The organism is Pseudomonas sp. NFPP02 (assembly GCF_900119355.1).
In the GTDB taxonomy this organism is placed as follows: Bacteria; Pseudomonadota; Gammaproteobacteria; order Pseudomonadales; family Pseudomonadaceae; genus Aquipseudomonas; species Aquipseudomonas paracarnis.
In genome coordinates this window covers 186,197-205,853 of the sequence record NZ_FPJI01000010.1, presented here as the reverse complement: position 1 = coordinate 205,853, position 19,657 = coordinate 186,197, and the positions used below count along the sequence as shown (strand labels likewise).

General features: G+C 58.5%; 13 protein-coding genes and 1 pseudogene. 10 read left to right on the top strand and 4 right to left on the bottom strand.

The features are described from left to right. Positions 1–2 precede the first annotated feature (2 nt). Complete coding sequence (locus tag BT204_RS18735; protein ID WP_003190934.1) at positions 3–704, bottom strand: response regulator; 702 nt, start codon at positions 702–704, stop codon at positions 3–5. A gap of 171 nt (positions 705–875) precedes the next feature. On the opposite strand from BT204_RS18735, the gene BT204_RS18730 reads away from it, so the two are divergent. From BT204_RS18730 to BT204_RS18715, 5 genes and pseudogenes are all read left to right on the top strand, one after another. Beyond that, positions 876–2,018, top strand: coding sequence for an efflux RND transporter periplasmic adaptor subunit (locus tag BT204_RS18730; protein WP_072447835.1), 1,143 nt, complete (start codon positions 876–878; stop codon positions 2,016–2,018). 6 nt (positions 2,019–2,024) lie between these two features. Beyond that, positions 2,025–5,114, top strand: coding sequence for an efflux RND transporter permease subunit (locus BT204_RS18725; protein ID WP_072447833.1), 3,090 nt, complete (start codon positions 2,025–2,027; stop codon positions 5,112–5,114). Positions 5,115–5,136: 22 nt separating this feature from the next. Then, positions 5,137–5,223, top strand: a pseudogene (locus BT204_RS28185) (outer membrane lipoprotein carrier protein LolA); the annotation flags it as partial. A 39-nt stretch (positions 5,224–5,262) separates the two neighbouring features. Further along, positions 5,263–5,904 carry a DUF1345 domain-containing protein gene (locus BT204_RS18720; RefSeq protein WP_072447831.1) on the top strand — a complete coding sequence of 214 codons (642 nt, stop codon included), beginning with the start codon at positions 5,263–5,265 and terminating at the stop codon, positions 5,902–5,904. Between the two features lie 139 nt (positions 5,905–6,043). Further along, positions 6,044–7,387 carry a carbohydrate binding domain-containing protein gene (locus BT204_RS18715; RefSeq protein WP_139271528.1) on the top strand — a complete coding sequence of 448 codons (1,344 nt, stop codon included), beginning with the start codon at positions 6,044–6,046 and terminating at the stop codon, positions 7,385–7,387. 75 nt (positions 7,388–7,462) lie between these two features. On the opposite strand, the gene BT204_RS18710 is transcribed toward BT204_RS18715, so the two are convergent. The 3 genes from BT204_RS18710 to BT204_RS18700 form a co-directional block, all read right to left on the bottom strand. Continuing rightward, positions 7,463–9,718 carry an autotransporter outer membrane beta-barrel domain-containing protein gene (locus BT204_RS18710; RefSeq protein ID WP_345769713.1) on the bottom strand — a complete coding sequence of 752 codons (2,256 nt, stop codon included), beginning with the start codon at positions 9,716–9,718 and terminating at the stop codon, positions 7,463–7,465. Between the two features lie 229 nt (positions 9,719–9,947). Continuing rightward, positions 9,948–11,942 (bottom strand): hypothetical protein, encoded by a 1,995-nt coding sequence (locus BT204_RS18705; RefSeq protein ID WP_072447827.1) that lies wholly within the window; start codon positions 11,940–11,942, stop codon positions 9,948–9,950. 154 nt (positions 11,943–12,096) lie between these two features. After that, entirely contained in the window at positions 12,097–14,046 is a 1,950-nt protein-coding gene (locus BT204_RS18700; RefSeq protein ID WP_072447825.1) for a hypothetical protein, read from the bottom strand. Positions 14,047–14,293: 247 nt separating this feature from the next. Here BT204_RS18700 and BT204_RS18695 point away from each other — a divergent pair, with 247 nt between their 5' ends. From BT204_RS18695 to BT204_RS18675, 5 genes are all read left to right on the top strand, one after another. After that, complete coding sequence (locus BT204_RS18695) at positions 14,294–15,373, top strand: LacI family DNA-binding transcriptional regulator (protein WP_275668964.1); 1,080 nt, start codon at positions 14,294–14,296, stop codon at positions 15,371–15,373. Between the two features lie 95 nt (positions 15,374–15,468). Continuing rightward, positions 15,469–16,251, top strand: a complete 783-nt coding sequence (locus BT204_RS18690; RefSeq protein WP_054897472.1) for a sugar phosphate isomerase/epimerase family protein — start codon at positions 15,469–15,471, stop codon at positions 16,249–16,251. Continuing rightward, positions 16,244–17,185, top strand: a complete 942-nt coding sequence (locus BT204_RS18685) for a sugar kinase (protein WP_054897473.1) — start codon at positions 16,244–16,246, stop codon at positions 17,183–17,185. Before BT204_RS18690 ends, BT204_RS18685 begins: the two co-directional genes overlap by 8 nt. A gap of 45 nt (positions 17,186–17,230) precedes the next feature. Further along, positions 17,231–18,523, top strand: a complete 1,293-nt coding sequence (locus BT204_RS18680; RefSeq protein WP_034127684.1) for an MFS transporter — start codon at positions 17,231–17,233, stop codon at positions 18,521–18,523. Beyond that, complete coding sequence (locus BT204_RS18675; protein ID WP_034127685.1) at positions 18,520–19,497, top strand: 2-hydroxyacid dehydrogenase; 978 nt, start codon at positions 18,520–18,522, stop codon at positions 19,495–19,497. The genes BT204_RS18680 and BT204_RS18675 overlap by 4 nt, the downstream gene beginning before the upstream one ends. The last annotated feature ends 160 nt before the right edge of the window (positions 19,498–19,657 follow it).

Below are 19,657 nucleotides of genomic sequence, written 5' to 3'. Positions count from 1 at the left end.
ATTCAGCATTCCCACTCGGAACGGCTGAACAGATACCCCTTGCCCCACACTGTCTTGATCTTGCGCGCCTCGCCCGCATGGTCGTCGAACTTGCGTCGCAGCTTGGAGATGGCCACGTCCACCGAACGGTCGGTACCGTTGAACTCGATACCGCGCAGGCGTTGCAGGATCTGATCGCGGCTGAGCACTTCGCCGGCATGCCGGGCCAGCACCACCAGCAGGTTGTATTCACCACTGGACAGCTCGACCGCCTGTTCGCGCCAGGTCACGGTGCGTTCGGACAGATCAATGCAGAGGTTGCCCATGACGATCTGGTCGCTGGCCACCTGGGGTTCGGACAGGCTGCTGCGACGCAGCAATGTGCGCACCCGGGCCAGTAATACGCGCGGCTCGCAGGGTTTGGTCACGTAGTCGTCGGCGCCCATCTCAAGCCCCAGAACCTGATCGTGGCTGTCATCGCGGGCGGTCAGCATCAGGATCGGCAGCCCCGCCGAATCGGCGCGCAGCAAACGGCACACCTGCAGGCCGTCGAGGCCCGGCAGCATCAGGTCGAGGATCACCAGGTCCGGCGGGTTCAGGCGTGCGCGTTCACGGACATGGTCGCCGCGGCTGAGCACGCTGACGTGGTAGCCATTGCGTTCCAGGTAGCTGGCAATCAGCTCGGAGAGTGCGGCGTCGTCTTCCACCAGGAGGATGTTGGGCATGGTGTTTCCAAATAATGCTGTTTGTTGGTGTGTTGCAGGATTGTGCAAGGATATACGCCCCCGACGCCCTGCGCGCCGTACCTTACACTTCTTCACAGACCCGCTACACAGCTTCACAGCACCACGGCGCAGGTGCCCCTAGGATGCGCCAGTCAATATTGGGATAAGAGCATGTCGAAGAATCTGTTTGCGCCGTTTTGCCTGTTGGCCCTCACACTGGCGCTGAGCGCGTGTGGTCAGTCGGCAGACGAGGCGCCACAAATGCCCCTGGCCAAAGTGCGGATCGAAACCCTGCAGGCCAAGCCCCTCTCTATTACCAGCGAACTGAGCGGGCGCATCGCCGCACCGCGTATCGCCGAAGTACGCGCCCGGGTCGCCGGGGTGGTCATGCAGCGGGTGTTCAACGAAGGCCACGACGTCAAGCAAGGCGACGTGTTGTTCCGTATTGATCCGGCGCCGTTCAAGGCCGACCTGGACAGTGCCCAGGCCAACCTGAGCAAGGCCGAGGCCAATGCGTTCCAGGCGCGCCTGCAAGAACAGCGCTACAGCCAACTGGTCGAAGGCAACGCCATCAGCGGCCAGGAGTACGACAACGCCCGCGCCGCCCTGCGCCAGACCAACGCCGAAGTGGCCGCCAACAAGGCCGCCGTCGAGCGTGCCAGGCTGAACCTGGGCTATGCCACCGTGACCGCACCGATTTCCGGGCGCATTGGCCGCGCCCTGGTGACCGAAGGCGCGCTGGTCGGCCAGAACGAAGCCACGCCGCTGGCGATTATCCAGCAACTGGACCCGATCCACGCCGACCTCACTCAGTCCACCCGTGAGCTGAACGACCTGCGCCGCGCCTTTCGTGCCGGCAGCTTGAAGCAGGTCGGCCAGGACCAGGCCAAGGCCACCTTGATCCAGGACGACGGCAGCCTGTACCCGTTGCCAGGCAAATTGCTCTTCGCTGACATCAGCGTCGACCCGGGCACCGGGCAGATCATCCTGCGCAGCGAGTTCCCCAACCCGGACCTCGACCTGTTGCCCGGCAGCTTTGTGCGGGTGCGCGTGGAACAGGCCGTGGACAAAAAAGGTATCAGCGTGCCGCAACGCGCAATCACCCGTGACAGCGCTGGTATCCCGATGGTGTTGCTGCTGGACGCCGAACAGACCGTCAGCCAGCAACCGGTGGAGTTGGGTGCGGTGATCGACAACCGCTGGATCGTCACCAGCGGCCTCAAGCCCGGCGACCGCATTATCGTCGAGGGCGTGCAACACGCACGCCCCGGTGAAAAAGTTGAAGTGGACGACAGCCCGCTCGTAAAGGAATAACCCGTCATGCCGCAGTTCTTTATTGACCGCCCGATCTTCGCCTGGGTGGTGGCCCTGTTTATCCTGCTGGCGGGCTTCCTGGCGATCCCGCAATTGCCGGTGGCGCAATACCCCAACGTCGCGCCGCCCAAAGTGGAAATCTACGCGGTGTACCCCGGTGCCTCGGCCCAGACCCTGGATGAGAGCGTGGTCAGCCTGATCGAGCAAGAGCTCAACGGCGCCGATCACCTGCTGTATTTCGAATCCCAGAGCAGCCTGGGTTCGGCGACGATCACCGCCACGTTCCAGCCGGGCACCGACCCGGAAATGGCCCAGGTGGATGTGCAGAACCGCCTCAAGGTCGTCGAGCCGCGCCTGCCCCAGGCCGTGACTCAGCAAGGCTTGCAAGTGGAAAAAGTCTCCGCCGGCTTCCTGCTGCTGGTCACATTGACGTCCAACGACGGCAAGCTTGACGACGTGGCGCTCAGTGATTACCTGGCGCGCAACGTGATGAACGAGCTCAAGCGCCTGGACGGGGTCGGCAAGGCCCAGTTGTATGGCGCCGAGCGAGCGATGCGTATTTGGATTGACCCGCAGAAGCTGATCGGTTTCAACCTCACGCCGGCCGACGTCAACGCCGCGATCAGCGCCCAGAACGCCCAGGTCTCAGCGGGCAGCATCGGTGACTTGCCGGGCACCCACACCCAGGAGATCACCGCGGCGGTGCTGGTCAAGGGGCAACTGTCCACTCCGGCGGAGTTTGCCGACATCGTGCTCAAGGCCAACCCCGACGGCTCCACCGTGCGCATCGGCGATGTGGCACGGGTGGAAGTCGGCAGCCAGGAATACCAGTTCTCCACCCGCCTGAACGGCAAGCCGTCCACCGCCGTCAGCGTGCAACTGTCGCCCGGCGCTAATGCATTGAGTACCGCAACGCTGGTGCGGGCGAAAATGGACGAGTTGTCGCGCTACTTCCCTGCCAATGTGGAATACAAGATTCCCTACGACACTTCGCCCTTTGTCAAAGTCTCGATCACCAAGGTGATCTACACCTTGCTGGAGGCGATGGCGCTGGTGTTCGCGGTGATGTTCCTGTTCCTGCAGAACGTGCGCTACACCTTGATTCCCACGCTGGTGGTGCCGATCGCGCTGATGGGCACCTTCGCCACCATGTTGCTGCTGGGCTTCTCGATCAACGTGCTGACCATGTTCGGCATGGTATTGGCTATCGGCATCCTGGTGGACGATGCCATCGTGGTGGTGGAAAACGTCGAGCGCATCATGGCCACCGAAGGCCTGTCGCCCAAAGAGGCGACGAAGAAAGCCATGGGCCAGATCACCGGGGCCATCATCGGTATCACCCTGGTGCTGGTGGCGGTGTTCCTGCCGATGGCCTTCATGCCGGGTTCGGTGGGCGTGATCTACCAGCAGTTCTCACTGTCGATGGCCACCTCGATCCTGTTCTCCGCTTTCCTGGCCCTGACCTTGACCCCGGCACTGTGCACCACCTTGCTCAAGCCGATTGCCAAGGGCGAGCACCATGCCAAGGGTGGTTTCTTCGGCTGGTTCAACCAGCGCTTTGACCAACTCACCAACCGTTACGAAGGTTGGGTGGCCTATGCCCTCAAGCGCAGCGGCCGCTACCTGCTGATCTACCTGGTATTACTGGTGGGCATGGGCCTGTTGTTCAGCCGCCTGCCCTCCTCGTTCCTGCCGGTGGAAGACCAGGGCTACACCATCACTGATATCCAGTTGCCGCCGGGCGCCAGCAAGAACCGTACGGTGCAGGTGGCCGAACAGATCGAGGCACATAACGCAGGCGAGCCTGGGGTGGGTGATACCACCATGATCATGGGCTTCAGCTTCTCCGGTTCCGGGCAAAACGCCGCGCTGGCGTTTACCACGCTCAAGGACTGGTCAGAACGTGGCAGCGATGACTCCGCTTCCTCGATCGCCGATCGCGCGAACATAGCCTTCAGCGAGCTCAAGGACGCGATTGCCTATGCAATCCTGCCGCCACCGGTAGACGGCCTGGGCACTTCCAGTGGTTTCGAGTTCCGTTTGCAGGACCGCGGTGGCGTCGGCCACGCCGGGTTGATGGCCGCACGTACCGAATTGCTGGACGCTGCAGCGAAAAGCCCGATCCTGGCCAACGTGCGTGAAAGCGCCTTGGCTGAAGCACCACAAGTGCAGCTGGAAGTGGACCGCAAGCAGGCCAACGCCCTGGGTGTGTCGTTTGCCGACGTAGGCAACGTGCTGTCGTCGGCGATAGGTTCGGCGTATATCAACGACTTCCCCAACCAGGGCCGTATGCAGCGCGTGGTGGTGCAAGCCGAAGGCGACCAGCGCAGCCAGGTGGCCGACCTGATGAAAATCCACGTGCGCAACAACGCCGGGAAGATGGTGCCGCTCTCAGCCTTCGTCGAAGCCAAGTGGACCCAGGGCCCCACGCAGTTGACCCGTTACAACGGCTACCCGGCCATCGCCATCAGCGGCGAAGCGGCGCCGGGGCACAGCACTGGCGAGGCCATGAACGAAATCCAGCGCTTGGTCAGCCAACTGCCCGCCGGGCTGGGCCAGGAATGGACGGGCTTGTCGTTGCAGGAGCGCTTGTCCGGTTCCCAGGCCCCGCTGCTGTTGGGCCTGTCGCTGCTGATCGTGTTCCTGTGTCTGGCCGCGCTGTATGAAAGCTGGTCGATTCCCACCTCGGTGTTGCTGGTGGTGCCGCTGGGGGTACTGGGTGCGGTGTTGGCCGTGTCGCTACGCGGGATGCCCAACGACGTATTTTTCAAAGTCGGCTTGATCACCATCATCGGCCTGTCGGCGAAGAACGCGATCCTGATCATCGAGTTCGCCAAGGACCTGTATGACCAGGGCGAGGATTTGATCGACGCCACCTTGAAAGCGGCACGGTTGCGACTGCGCCCGATCATCATGACGTCCCTGGCATTCATCCTCGGCGTGGTGCCATTGGCGATTGCTACGGGGGCCAGCTCGGCCAGCCAGCAGGCGATTGGCACCGGTGTGATTGGCGGAATGATCACGGCGACATTGGCGGTGGTGTTTGTGCCGGTGTTCTTCGTGGTGGTGATGAAGCTGGTGCGCAAGCGCCAGTAATGCCCACACTGTAGGAGCGAGCTTGTTCGCGAAGATCGTCAACGATAACGCGGGCCGTCTGGATGCACGCGGTGTTTTGAAGTTTTTCGCGAGCACGCTCGCTCCTACAGGGATAGGCTATGGTTTCCAGCGTTCTTTGTGAGCCACCATGCCCTTCCTCGCCCGCACCCACCCTCGCCTCTCATCCGCCGCCGTACTGGGCCTTGCGGTCGGCCTCCTGGTGCCGGCCGACACCCTTGCCAGCAAAATCCTGATCGGCTGGAACGCCGGGGTCTGGACCTACCTGATACTGATGTTCTGGTTGACCATTCGCGCCAAGGCCGAAGACGTCAAGCGCATCGCCGAAGTCGAAGACGAGAACGCCGGCCTGGTGCTGTTCATGGTGTGCATCGCCGCCATCGCCAGCCTGGCCACCATCACCTTCGAACTGGTGGGCAGCAAGGACCTGGCCACTTCCGAACGTCTGCTGCATTACGCTTTTACCGGGCTGACAGTGATCGGCTCCTGGCTGCTGATCGGGGTGATTTTCAGCGTGCACTACGCCAGGCTCTATTACACCTGGCAAGGCAAGGAGCCGGCGCTGCGCTTTGCCGAGGGCTTGCTCACCCCCAATTATTGGGACTTCCTGTATTTCTCCTTCTCCATCGGCGTGGCCGTGCAGACATCGGACGTGGGTGTTGCCACCCGTAGCTTGCGTAAAGTGGTGCTGGGGCAATCGTTGATCGGGTTTCTGTTCAATACCGCGATCCTGGGGTTCTCAATCAATATTGCGGCAGGGTTGTTTGGCTAGGCCTGGCTAAGCGTATGGGTAAAGAAAAACCGACGAATGGACCGGCAAACCTGTTAGTTCTGACAGTTGTGCAGCGCGTGCTTATGGCGCTGAATTGAATCGCTCACAACCAACCCATCCAAGGGCACGGGGCTGATCCATGTCAACACAACCAATGAACAGTAACTTGGTGCTCAATGGCAACTTCGCCCATCGTGAACGCTATTGGAACGTTACTGCCACCGCTCCAGGCCGAGTTGATTTTTCCCGCCAGCATTGCGTGATCACGGGGCGAGGCCGGGCGGAACAAGACATATCGGTTTCCGATACCGCCTCCTACTCTTTCAGCCTGTACACGTTGATTACCTATAACGGCGCCGGGTCAGCCCGACTGGTATGGCAGCCCTCGGGGGCGACTGAAACAATCACGCTAACAGGGAACCATGGCTGGACCCATCATGTGAGCACCTTTCGCCCACCTACCGGCACCACCGGGCTGACGCTACAACTGATGGGTGATGCTGGCGACGTCTGGTTCGATAGCCTCCATCTGGTGGAAGACGGCGGCGTGGTCGTCCCTGTCGAGTTGATCCGTAACGGTGATTTCGCCGACAACGGCGATCATTGGATAGCCAACCGGCCAGTGGGCTCCTCCGTGACATTTTCCGACAACGAGTGCCAGGCAAACCTCGGGGGGTCCATCGAACAAGAGATCGCGGTCACACCCGGCCAGACCTATGATTTTTCCATCGATGCCATGACGCCAACCGAAGGGCACGGTTTCGCGATGTTCCATATTGCACCCGGTAACACGCCACAGATAGAACTTCGGGGGGGTGGCGACTGGGATAATTACACGTCGTCGCTGACCATCCCTGCAGGCGTGACTGAGATCACCTTAGAAGTGATAGGCACCACCTTCCTCGTGGTTGACAACCTGTCCCTGAAATCAGCTCCCGTGCCAACGATTAATCAAAACCGCCCTCATCGCACACACACGTACCGCCCATCGCAGGAGAACCGTACCATGAGCAATGCCAATGCCCGAAAAGCTGCCCGCCACGAATCCGCAGAACGTTTTTTTCAAGGTTCGATCGGAAGCGAAAACTTCAAGGCGGACTTTCGCAAACATGAATTGAAAAACAACTTCTGGCTGGCGGAAGGCGCCATGAAGATACCGCCCACAGAAACGTCAAGACAGGTGGTCATTTTCAAGTACCCCACTACCACGGACTCCGGCCGTTATCAGTTGGAGAAAGACAGTGACGAACATCAGTTAGCCGTCATCCTGATGACCATTAATGAAACGCCCCTCCCGGCTTATCAAGCACATCGAGGCACCGTCGAATTCTTTCATAATTCCGACGACCATACGGTCACAGGCGCACTCGACGTCTATCTTATGGACGTCAACAACCAAGAACTGCGTGTGCAAATGCTGTTCAGCCTCGATAGAACCACGCGGCGCAGACCTACCCGTGTCAATACCGTTCAACCTCGATAAACCCCGGCATGAAAGTCAACGCCCCGAACCTCGGGGCGTTTTCAAGCATCGTTGAAATCCAGTGGCACTGCCTGATTACCAGCTATATCGCACGCCGAAATTTGCCCCCCATGGCTGATCCACGTGCTTGCCTTGGCCGTAGTCAAAATCTGCATGCAATTGCATATTTTGGGACAGTGTCAGGGCGACACCCACGCCGACCTCGACACGAGACCCCGACAGATTATTGTCAAATGTCTGGTTATTGACCGACACCTTGTTGCTCTTGGCAAATTCGTGGGCAACGCCACCACGCAAGTAAGGCTGAAGCATACTGCCGTCATCCAACATAAAGTCGCGGCCTACTGTCACCCCCAACTTGCCCTGCACGGAGTCGGTGTGGCTACCCTTGGCTTTGAGACCATTGTCCAGGCTATAGCTCTTGCCTTGTACTGTAACCACGGACGCTTGGGCGAAAGGCTCGATAAAGAAATCATTATCCAGCTTGATATGACGGCCCGCTTCCACAGACGCACCCAAGGCATTTGTACTGTATTTGCCCTTCGCTTGCCTGCCGTCGCTCAAACCGACAGTGGAATCATTGTTCAAGCGGTTGGCTTTGATGACGCCGTCAAAATAGTAACCACTCTCCTCATCCAACCAAGTGGCATACAGACCTGCGTAGTAACTCTGCACACTACCCGAAGTACCCCGACTGAGATCCAGATCAGAAGTACTATGGCCCGCCATTACCCCCAGCAGCCATTGGCCTTCTCCCAAGGGGGTATCCGCCCCCAAGGAGAACCCGCGCTGGCTTTGTTCATAGGCACCCGCATCACCACCACTGACCTCATATTTATTGCCATAGGCACGCAACCAACCACCGGCTGCGGCGCCGTTATGCCGAATCTCTCCCATGCGGCTACGCAAAGATGTCATCTCGCCATACCACACGGTTGGTGCAGTGTTGAACAAGGCCAATACCGACCGGGTGCCTGGGCTGACAGTGCGATTATTCGGGTCAAGGAACCAATCATTACCGTCTTGCCGGAGGCCATAGGACCAGGCCCCAACATCCACATTACCGCCTACCAGCGCAAACTGTGCGTCACCGCCACCCGTGTGAACGATATGCACATCACCTGGGTTTACCGGTTCTGTACCGCTGCTGGTAAGCAACAGGTCGTGATGGCCGGTTGCGTCACCCGTAATATTCAGGAAGTCCGTCAGGCCCTGAGCGAAATCAGTGCCCATGACAAAAGTGCCTTGGCCCGACAAGCTCTTGAGGTCAAGTTGATAGAACGCATTGCTATCCCCAAACTTGACCGTGCTATCGGCAAGGCGCAAATCACCCACCTGGCTATTGCCGGTCATGACCCACATGGATTGCTCGCCAAGACTCAACGACGAAACGTTTTCCAGGCGGCCAGTCAATGAGGCGAGATCAGTGAGCTGAAGGTGAGCCTGGCTACCACTGCTGACAACGACATCGCCCTTGAGCTGGCTATTGGCGATATTCATATTCGCCGTCGAGCCGCCTTTGACTTCCAGCAAGTTGCCATTACCACCGGTGAGCGTCGAACCGTTGCGTACCTCGATATTCGCCACCGCACCCTGGCCCCGAGCACCGTCTACGAGCAACGCAGCACCTGTGGTACCGGTGACATGAGAATCGTCCAGGATAAGGGTATTAGGCCCGGGCGCATGCCGGTCAAACGACATTTCAATACCGTTACGTCCGCCTGAAATATTGCTCCCAGACGCCCGTGCCGCCGAGCTCTCCAACCTCAACCCAAAGCTGTCGGCGCCCGTGCCGATTGACTGACTGCGCACCAACTCCAACGCACTGCCACCAGTAACAACTGCACCACCGGTTGCTCCCACCAGGACACTGCCATTGACCGTCGCGGTGGATATATCGGTTGAGTTTGTAAATTTGCTCACCAGTAAACCATGGTAATCGGCACTGGAAATCATACTGTCGTTGATCTGCGCAGTGCTGCTGAGCAGCGTTACGCCAGTTTCGTAAGCCCCGGAAGCAGTGACACGACTGTTATCGACAGCCACATTAGAGCCGTTCTGAGCGACGACCGTCCCCAGGATCGTACTGTCCGCGCTGACATTCAGGTTCGAGGCATTAGCATAAATGGCCTGCGTCCAGCCCCGTATGACGTTAAGCGTGGCATTTTGCAATTCAAAGGTATCGATATAATCATCGTGCCGGATGGTTTCGGTGCCATTTTCGATCAACCGAGCATGAGCATTTGGCGCCAGAAGCAACAAGGTCACAACAGATGGCACCTGCATCATTGCAACCAAGGGTTTTAATTTAAAGTACGAATTGATCTTCACAAGACACCACTCATTTAACAGGCATTCCAGAACGGAACTGTTCGGCCTATTTCCAGAGGGGTGGAGCCAGGCCATTCAAGGCCGCAAAGTTACAGATCAGGCTTACCCTAATATGTAGGATTAATCCGAACATAAGGGTAGAGATGGGGAGATTAGCTGTGTGAAAGTGCAAAGCGCGTGCAGTGCAACCGAAGGGTGCCGAAGCACCCCGCAGTCCGCAGTCCGCAGTCTATTGTTCTACCAGGCCGTCTTCCAATGCAGTGGGTGGTTGCTCCTCGCAAAAAAACCCGTTCAAGTCGGTGAACCGTGTACGGGTCCAGGCTCTTACCGAAGGCTGCTCTCCTTCTCCCGGGATCGGCACAAAATAGTGAAAGTCCACCGAATTGCGCGCCGCTGGCCGAAGGGCCGTATAGGGGATCTTTATGTCGAAACCGTTGGAAACCATATCGGGCGTCAGCGGCAACGAGCTTAGGGCCAGTGTATTGCCCAACTGAGTGTCTCCGGTAATGTCACTGAATACGCGGAATTCGCATCGAACGACCATGTGCTCTTGGAAATACACTGTATTACCAGGAACCCTGACCGTCGCCTCGCGAGTCGCTCGATTGAGGTCGGTACACGCCAAAAATGCGGTCGCCTTGACGAACCTTGGCTCTTCCAATACGACTTTGTTGGCCGCCACAACTACATTCTGCGCAAGTGAGCGCTGGGTATTGTCATTAGTCGGCCATCCCAGCGTATAGAACACTGGGAGCGTTCTATTGCCGACTGCACGAATGATTGACCAAGGCACCGTTCGCGTAAGAGTGTCACCGCCCCCTTCGTTCGTCAGTGTCAACTCATCAAACTTGTGGGCTAGATCCCCCCAATACCATTTGATTATCGTACCCGGCGCGGGAAGAGGGGTGCTCCAAAGCACGGTCTCGATAGTCGCGTCCCTATTGAAGTCAGCGTCTGTGAGTTCATTTTCCTTAGTCGGGTCAACGCCGAAGACCCGCACGCGCGCGAGCAAACTGTTTTCCGGATCTTCACCCGGAGCAGGGCCAGGCGCAGAAAAATCGACATCAATAGTGTGAGTAGGCGCATCGGTTGATGTCCCATTGCGATCAACAAAATAGTCGATGGTCATGGGAATCTCGCCAGCACCTCCACCATAATGGGCCAAAAGAGTATCACTGCCGACAGGCAGCATTAACGGAAAAGGCAGATAAAGCTTAACGTCAAAACGTTCCGGAGCCTGCGTGCCGATGGTCAATTCGATCACGTCAATGTCGGTTAAATTATTTTCATATTCTGGAATAGCAATGAAAACCCCGTTCGGCTCATAAAGGTCTTGTAAATCAAGCAGCCCGTCACCAGGAAGAAGCGCCAACGGCACATAGGCTTCCTGCGGATCAGGGGCTGGTGTCAGGTTCAACTCAATTCGCGCAGGTACCGAGTCTTTGCTGACATTCCCTGCAAGATCCCACAGGCGGTAGAACAAGTAGTTCTGCCCTCCTTTATTACCAGTAATCAGGTTCCACGGCAGCGTAAAACTCAACGAGTCGTCCACAGGAAAGGTGTCAATAGGCTCAGACAGCTGTGAAGAAAATTCCGATGAAAAAAAGACTTCGATATCATCACCGGCGCGCCGAGAGATGGGATAGTCGCGAAATGTACATTCCATCCCGGCTGGGTGATCGTCCACATCCTGCTCAGTAATTTCACCTTTCGACTCCAAATAAGCAGGGAACAAGGGCGCTGCCGGGTGCCTGGGGTCTTCTGGCGGGGTAAGGTCGACCTCCAGGGGAGCACCTCTTAACAATCCCGTCTGCGAGTTACCTTCATGAATGACATAGCCGACCTCATGCTCCCCTTCCACCAAACGGGCCGCCGGAATATCACGGGTGAACGGTTGACCAATAGGCTCGTGGCCAGGAAAAGCTGGGTTAAAGTCTACAATGTACATCGGCGCCCCCCAGTTCGTTGCGCCTTTACCGCGCATATGAACTGCGAGTCTGGTGATTGCAGGGTCAAGACCTTCGTCCGCTGCAAACTGCGCAATATCGAAGGTTACAGTAAGCGGTTTCTTCGACGCCTCCTTAGTAATCAACCCATCATTATTCAACGCATCAAACGTGGGCAGGGGCATCGCCAGCACACCCGCCCTGCGCTGGCACAGCAGTTCTTTATTGGCCTTGCGCGATGCAATGGCGGCCTTTTGTTTCTTACTCAACGTTGCCATCTGTATTCTCCTTTTGCACTGAGTAACACCAAGACAATCGAACAAACACATGCCTTCGAAACAAGACACGTTTCAAATAGAACAACTGTTGCGCTGCCACTGCCAAACGCTGCAACTTACATCGACGACCAACTACTCAAGTCGGCTTATACCTCTAGTCTTCAGGGCCATCACCATTCGGCCCGCAATAGATATTGCCCACTCTTTTACGATCAATTTTTGCATAGCGTAATCTTGAGGAACCTATCACTCTGTTTTTGCGCCACAACGTATAGATAACCGACACCGAACTTCCCGGGCTCTGGGGATCTGGTGACTTGATGGGTTTAATCTTCTCGTCATAGTTGCGTTGTTCGAAGGTATAACCTTTTTTCGCCTCTTCTTCAGTCAGCCGATGCGTCAGGGTATCCGCAGTTGATGTAATCGCCTGTCCCCCTCCCGCAAACTCTTCATAGCCCTGCCACTCCACGACAAGATCGTCATCTTTGCGAAAGACCGTTTCCGGAAGAATCTGGACAGGTATGTGATCCCACATAGCCGGGTTAGCGTCACAGCCTATAAACATATTGCTATTGGCACTTGGAAACTCAACACGCCTTAATACCTGTGGAGGGACAACATCGACCATGACTTCAGTAAAATTGGAAAGCTGCTCATTAACGCCGTTGAATGTCGAGTAGTACACTCGTAGTTTTTCATCATTCCCTGCATCGACAATCACCTGCCAGGGAATATCACTGAACGTCACGCGTACGCCTTCAGCATCGCCACTACCGGTATCCACAATATAACTTGCCACCGGCTTATCCATACTGGGGAAGCCCCCCCAGAACAACTCCAACACCTCACCATCACGAGGCTGGTGATAAAGCAGGACGCTGGCATATACGCGCTGATCCTTATCACGTATATCAATATGGTTGTCCGTCTTCGAGCCCTCGCCAAACACAGTCACTGTTGGCAAGTCGAGGTTAAGCAACGCGGGGGCGTTGATATGGTCTTGCCCTGCCACCCTGAAGTCCCAACGGATTAACGTAGGGGGGCTGGGCAACGTGGGCGTATTGCTGCCGTACCGTGTAATGGTGTAGGTGGCCGAACCTTCTGCAAACCCCATGCCCATCGCTATCAACTTCGACCACGGGATACCGGCGCCGAACGGCATCTCGGTAACCTCCTGCGCATCAAGCAGGGTACTGCCCCACCGAATGGTGACAAGATCGCGAGCATTCCAGTTGTCATACTGAACGTTGGCCACCACACCAATCCGTGCATCGTGCCGATTGATCAAGCCACTTGCCATGGCAGGGATGACAAGAGGTTTGAGGTCTGAGGGTGCTTCCTTTAATCGGACTTCAACGGGCGACTGGTCGGACCTGGGGCCTCGATTACCGGAGCGATCTTGAAGGCGCAGGTGAACGTATTGAGGTCCGTTGCGGTACAGGCGAAACAAATCCACAAGAATGGGAATAACAAGTGGGCTATTTTCGTCGGGAAACTCTACATAGCCACTCGGAGCACTATCAGGTGGAGGACTTTGGTCCGAAATATAATAATAAACCCTGTCATAAGCCCGCCGGCCGAGGTAAGCAGACAATACCAAATCGACTGTGCGATGCCGGGCCGCGTAGTCCTCATCTATCGTACCCACCGGGAAGGCAGGCGTTGGCGGCGTAACGTTATTGTTTGGCGGCGTCCGGTCAATTACCAGGGTACGGAAGTCCGAGGTTGTGGGTATACCGGTTTCGTCGGTGATCCGATAAGCCAGCCGGACGGTACCGTCATTTTCCAGATAGTCGCGCGGCACGGTGACGGAAAAAGGGAAAGGCTTGGTAATGGGGCCATCCCACCGCTCCTTGAAAGGAGGGACACCTTCGCCTCCGCTGCGTGACCAAACGATTTCGACAATATTGAATTCACCGGCCTGCGCAGCGTCATCCCACAGTTGCGGAATGCGCACAACAAGATCGGTATCAAGATATTGATGAGGTATATAACCCTCAGGAATCGGCGGATTAGCATCATCCAGGATGGGCACCTCTATATCGACCAATCGGAAAATGCCGTTGCGTGAAAGTCTACTTCCAGTGGTTTTTTGAGCGCTCATCAGACTCTCCCGTCAGACCGCTTGTACCTACACCCCAAAGGCGTGCCTGTGACCAATTAAACGCGCAATCTGCGGGTCGAATACTGTCAGAACTAACAGGTAGGCACTGCCATTCGTCGCTTGGTAGCTGATTCCACCCACATCGGATGCTTGACGAAACGGTTGACTTGAGGTTTCCTGAAACCGGTTTCAGCCCGGGTATTCCCGACTGAGGCCCAGAAAACTCCAATAAGAAAGGCCCGCGACCGTGACTCCTTTTTCCGCCGCCCAGCGCACCCGTGTCACCATGCTCGACGTCGCCCAACGCGCCGGCGTGTCCAAAGCCAGCGTGTCGCGTTTTATCGGCGATGACCGCGCCCTGCTCTCCGACGCGATCGCGCTGCGCATCGAGCAAGCCATCGAACAGCTTGGCTACCGCCCCAACCAGATGGCCCGTGGTTTGAAACGTGGCCGCACCCGCCTGATCGGCATGCTGGTGGCCGATATCCGCAACCCCTATTCCATTGCCGTGATGCACGGCGTCGAAACCGCCTGCCGTCAGCACGGCTACAGCCTGGTGGTGTGCAACACCGACCGTGATGACGAGCAAGAGCGCCAACACCTGGCGGCGCTGCGTTCGTACAACATCGAAGGCTTGATCGTGAACACCCTGGGCCATCACCTCGACCAACTGCTGGAGCTGCAACAGGAAATGCCCCTTGTGCTGGTGGACCGCAAGGTCGCGCCGCTGCACAGCGACCTGGTGGGCCTGGATAACCCGGCGGCGGTGCGCATGGCGGTGGGACACCTGGAGCTGCAGGGTTACCGCGACGTGCTGCTCGTAAGCGAGACCACCGACGGCACCAGTTCACGTTTGGAGCGCCTGGAGAGTTTCAATCACGAAATTGCCAAGCGCCCGGCGTTGACAGGCGCCGTGGTTGAACTGGATGGCAACCTGGAAAAGCGTCTGCAAGCCTTTCTCGCCAAACCCGGCCCCAAGGCACTGTTTTGCGCCAACGGCGTGGCCGCACTGGCCTGCACCCGGGTGCTCAAGGCGCTGGGCTGCGACCTGTTCGGCGAGGTGGGCTTGATCGCCCTGGATGACCTGGACTGGTACCCGCTGGTGGGCAACGGCATCACCGCCCTCGCCCAACCGACGCAAGCGATTGGCGCCAGCGCCTTCGACTGTTTGCTCAAGCGCCTGCGCGGCGATACCGCCCCCACCCGCACCCTGGATTTTTTACCCGAGCTGATTATCCGCGGCTCGACGCCCCCTTATGACCCTGGCTTTACTGTGGCGAGGGAGCTTGCTCCCGCTGCGGTGCGAAGCGCCGCCAAGAGCCGGTGACTGCTGCGCAGTCAAACGGGAGCAAGCTCCCTCGCCACAAACAGTCAGTGTGTTCTTGTCGATAAAAATGAAACCGGTTTCAGAGGTAAACAACAATGCATAAATACCCCGTCTCCATCAGCCTTTCCAGCTACGGCGCCGACCTGGTTCGCCAGCAGGGCCAATTGAGTTTTGTCGCATTGCTTAGCGCTGCCGGTGCCCAGCGCATTGAATGGCGTGAGGAGCTGCTGACCGACGAACACCCCGCCACCCTGGCCCAGGCCGCTGCCGCGCAAGGCCTGGACAGCGTGTTTTCCTCGCCCCTGGAACTCTGGGTCGCCGGCCGTGCCCAGCCCAATGCCGAGCTGGCCGCTACCCTGGACCGCGCCCAGGCCTTTGGCTCGGGTTGGCTGAAGGTGTCCCTCGGTTACTTCACCGACACAAACGACTTGGAAAGCCTGCACGCCCTGCTCAACCGCCACCCGGTCAAGCTGCTGGTGGAAAACGACCAGACCCTGCACGGCGGGCGCATTGAACCGATGCAACGGTTTTTCACTGAAGTCGAACGTCTCGGCCTGCCGGTGAAAATGACCTTCGACATCGGTAACTGGCAGTGGCAAGACCAGTCCGCGCTCACTGCTGCGCGGTTGCTGGGCCGGCATGTGGATTACCTGCACTGCAAGGCCGTGGCCCGTCGCGCCGATGGCAAGCTCGTCGCCTTGCCGCCGGGCGCCACCGACCTGCATCTGTGGGAACAACTGCTTAAACACATGACTCAAGGTATTACCCGGGCAGTGGAATTTCCGTTGCAGGGCGATGACCTGACCGAAGTCACCGCGCAACAGGTCGCGACCCTGGCCCGCCTTGGCCAACCCCATGTGGAGAACGCCCATGTCTGAGCTCGATATCCTGTCGTTTGGCGAAACCATGGCGATGTTTGTCGCCGAACAGACCGGCGACCTGGCGCAGGTCGGGCAGTTTCACAAACGCATTGCCGGCGCCGACAGCAACGTCGCCATCGGCCTGTCGCGCCTGGGGTTCAACGTGGCCTGGCTGAGCCGCGTGGGTAACGACTCCCTCGGGCGTTTTGTGGTCGATACCCTGACTAAAGAAGGACTCGATTGCCACCATGTGGCCGTCGACCCGCTGAACCCCACCGGCTTTCAACTCAAATCCCGGGAAGAGGCCGGCGCCGACCCTCAAGTGGAGTACTTTCGCAGAGGCTCGGCGGCCAGCCACTTGTCCATCGATGCCATCCATCCGACGCTGCTGCAGGCCCGCCATCTGCACGCCACCGGCATTCCGCCAGCGCTGTCCGATGCCACTCGCGCACTGTCGTTCGAGCTGATGACCCAAATGCGCAAGGCCGGACGCAGTGTGTCGTTCGACCCGAACCTGCGCCCGTCCCTGTGGGCCAGCCAGGCGCAGATGATCCGCGAAATCAATGCGCTGGCTGCTTTGGCCGACTGGGTCCTGCCGGGCCTGGGCGAAGGTCGCCTGCTGACCGGTTTTGACGACCCGGAAGACATCGCCGCGTTCTATCTCGACCAGGGCGCCGAAGCCGTGGCGATCAAGCTCGGCGCCGAGGGCGCCTATTACCGCACCCATATGGACCAGGGTTTTGTCGCCGCCGTACCGGTGGCCAAGGTCGTGGATACCGTGGGCGCCGGCGATGGCTTTGCCGTGGGCATGATCAGCGCCCTGCTGGAAAACTTGAGCTTCCCCGAGGCCGTACAGCGCGGTAACTGGATCGGCAGCCGCGCCGTGCAGAGCCGTGGCGATATGGAAGGTTTGCCGACCCGCGCTGAATTACCCACCCGATCCGTTGCGTGACCCATTACCTGTTGCCACAACTACAACAAGCTCAGGAGCAACCCCATGGAAACCGTGAAACTCGCCACCCGTCGCTGGTGGTACATCATGCCTATCGTGTTTATCACCTACAGCCTGGCCTACCTCGACCGCGCCAACTACGGCTTCGCCGCCGCGTCCGGCATGGCCGAAGACCTGATGATCACGCCAGGCATGTCTTCGCTGCTCGGTGCGCTGTTTTTCCTTGGCTACTTTTTCTTCCAGGTGCCGGGGGCGATCTACGCGCAAAAGCGCAGCGTCAAGAAACTGATCTTCGTCAGCCTGATCCTCTGGGGCGGCTTGGCGACACTGACTGGCGTGGTGTCCAACGCCTACATGCTGATCGTCATCCGCTTCATGCTCGGGGTGGTCGAGGCCGCCGTGATGCCGGCCATGCTGGTGTACCTGTGCCACTGGTTCACCCGTGCCGAACGCTCACGGGCCAACACGTTCCTGATCCTCGGCAACCCGGTCACCATGCTGTGGATGTCGGTGGTGTCGGGCTACCTGGTGCAGCATTTCAGCTGGCGCTGGATGTTCATCATCGAGGGCCTGCCGGCGGTGTTGTGGGCGTTTATCTGGTGGAAGCTGGCCGATGAGCGTCCCAAGGATGCCAAGTGGCTGAGCGACGCCGAAAAGCACAGCCTGGAAACCGCCCTCGCCGCCGAGCAGGTGGGGATCAAGGCCGTGAAAAACTACGCCGAGGCGTTCCGTTCGCCCAAGGTGATCATTCTCGCGTTGCAGTTTTTCTGCTGGAGCATTGGCGTGTACGGCTTCGTGCTGTGGTTGCCATCAATCCTCAAGGCCGGTTTGCAGATGGACATGGTCGAAGCCGGCTGGCTCTCGGCCCTGCCCTATCTGGCGGCGGTGATTGGCATGCTCGTGGTGTCCTGGGGTTCGGACAAGCTGCAGAAACGTAAGCGTTTTGTCTGGCCGCCGCTATTGATTGCGTCGATTGCCTTCTACGCGTCCTACGTGCTGGGCGCCGAACACTTCTGGTGGTCCTACACACTGCTGGTGATCGCCGGGGCCTGCATGTATGCACCCTACGGCCCGTTTTTCGCCATCGTCCCGGAAATCCTCCCGGCCAACGTCGCCGGTGGTGCCATGGCGCTGATCAACAGCATGGGCGCCCTGGGCTCGTTCGGTGGCTCGTACCTGGTGGGCTACCTCAACAGCAGCACCGGCTCGCCCGGCGCTTCGTACCTGCTGATGAGCGGCGCGCTGCTGCTTTCCGTGGTGCTGACGATTTTCCTCAAGCCCGGCGCCAGTGACCGCTCGCCGACGCCAACCCTGGAGTTGAAGGTAAAAACCTCATGAAAAAATCTGTCGTGCTGTACAAAAAACTGTCCACGCCGCTCATGGCTCGCCTGCACGAGCAGGTCGATGTCACGCTGATTGACGCTCTGGATGAAACCGGCCTGGCCAACCTGCGCGATGCCCTCCCTAACGCCCACGGCCTGCTGGGGGCAAGCCTGCGCCTGGATGCCCAGTTGCTCGACCTGGCACCCAAGCTGGAAGCAGTGGCCAGCGTCTCGGTGGGCGTCGACAACTACGATATCGATTACCTGACCCAACGCGGCATCCTGCTCAGCAACACTCCAGACGTGCTCACCGAAACCACCGCCGACACCGGCTTTGCGCTGATCCTGGCCACCGCCCGGCGCGTGGTCGAGCTGGCCGACATGGTGCGCGCCGGCCAATGGAACAAAAATATCGGCCCGGCGCATTTTGGCAGCGATGTACATGGCAAGACCCTGGGCATTATCGGCATGGGCCGCATCGGCGAAGCCCTGGCCCAACGCGGGCATTGTGGCTTCGGCATGCCAGTGATCTACCACAGCCACTCACCCAAGCCGGCGGTTGAAGCGCGCTTTGGCGCGCAGTACCGCAGCTTGCAGGACTTGCTCAAAGAGGCTGATTTTGTCTGCCTGACCCTGCCGTTGACCGCTGAGACCGAGAAGTTGATTGGCGCCGAGGAATTCGCGCTGATGGGGCCGGAGACGATTTTTATCAATATCTCCCGAGGCAAGGTGGTGGACGAGGCGGCACTGGTGCAGGCGTTGCAGCAACGCACTATCCGCGCGGCGGGGTTGGATGTGTTTGAGAAGGAGCCGCTGGATCACGCGTCGCCGTTGTTGCGGTTGAACAATGTGGTAGCCACGCCGCATATCGGCTCGGCCACCCATGAGACGCGGGAGGCGATGGCCAAGTGTGCGGTGGAGAATCTCCTGGCGGCATTGGCTGGCGAAAAGCCGGTAAACCTGGTGAATCCAGGGGCATGGCGGCACTGACACGAGCAAAGGTGGAAGCTGGCTTGCCTGCGATAGCCATAGGTATCTACACAACTCTGAAGCGATCGACGGTAACCACGATGCTAAGCGAGCCGCTCTTGATCTGGCTTTTGATCTGAAGCGCCCCGTCAAACCACGCTGGCCGAACGCAGGCTTGAAG

Coding starts and splice junctions, on each gene's coding strand:
- BT204_RS18690 (WP_054897472.1), top strand. CDS start 15,469: ATGCATAAATACCCCGTCTCCATCAGCCTTTCCAGCTACGGCGCCGAC.
- BT204_RS18685 (WP_054897473.1), top strand. CDS start 16,244: ATGTCTGAGCTCGATATCCTGTCGTTTGGCGAAACCATGGCGATGTTT.
- BT204_RS18730 (WP_072447835.1), top strand. CDS start 876: ATGTCGAAGAATCTGTTTGCGCCGTTTTGCCTGTTGGCCCTCACACTG.
- BT204_RS18680 (WP_034127684.1), top strand. CDS start 17,231: ATGGAAACCGTGAAACTCGCCACCCGTCGCTGGTGGTACATCATGCCT.
- BT204_RS18700 (WP_072447825.1), bottom strand. CDS start 14,046: ATGAGCGCTCAAAAAACCACTGGAAGTAGACTTTCACGCAACGGCATT.
- BT204_RS18675 (WP_034127685.1), top strand. CDS start 18,520: ATGAAAAAATCTGTCGTGCTGTACAAAAAACTGTCCACGCCGCTCATG.
- BT204_RS18715 (WP_139271528.1), top strand. CDS start 6,044: ATGTCAACACAACCAATGAACAGTAACTTGGTGCTCAATGGCAACTTC.
- BT204_RS18705 (WP_072447827.1), bottom strand. CDS start 11,942: ATGGCAACGTTGAGTAAGAAACAAAAGGCCGCCATTGCATCGCGCAAG.
- BT204_RS18720 (WP_072447831.1), top strand. CDS start 5,263: ATGCCCTTCCTCGCCCGCACCCACCCTCGCCTCTCATCCGCCGCCGTA.
- BT204_RS18725 (WP_072447833.1), top strand. CDS start 2,025: ATGCCGCAGTTCTTTATTGACCGCCCGATCTTCGCCTGGGTGGTGGCC.
- BT204_RS18735 (WP_003190934.1), bottom strand. CDS start 704: ATGCCCAACATCCTCCTGGTGGAAGACGACGCCGCACTCTCCGAGCTG.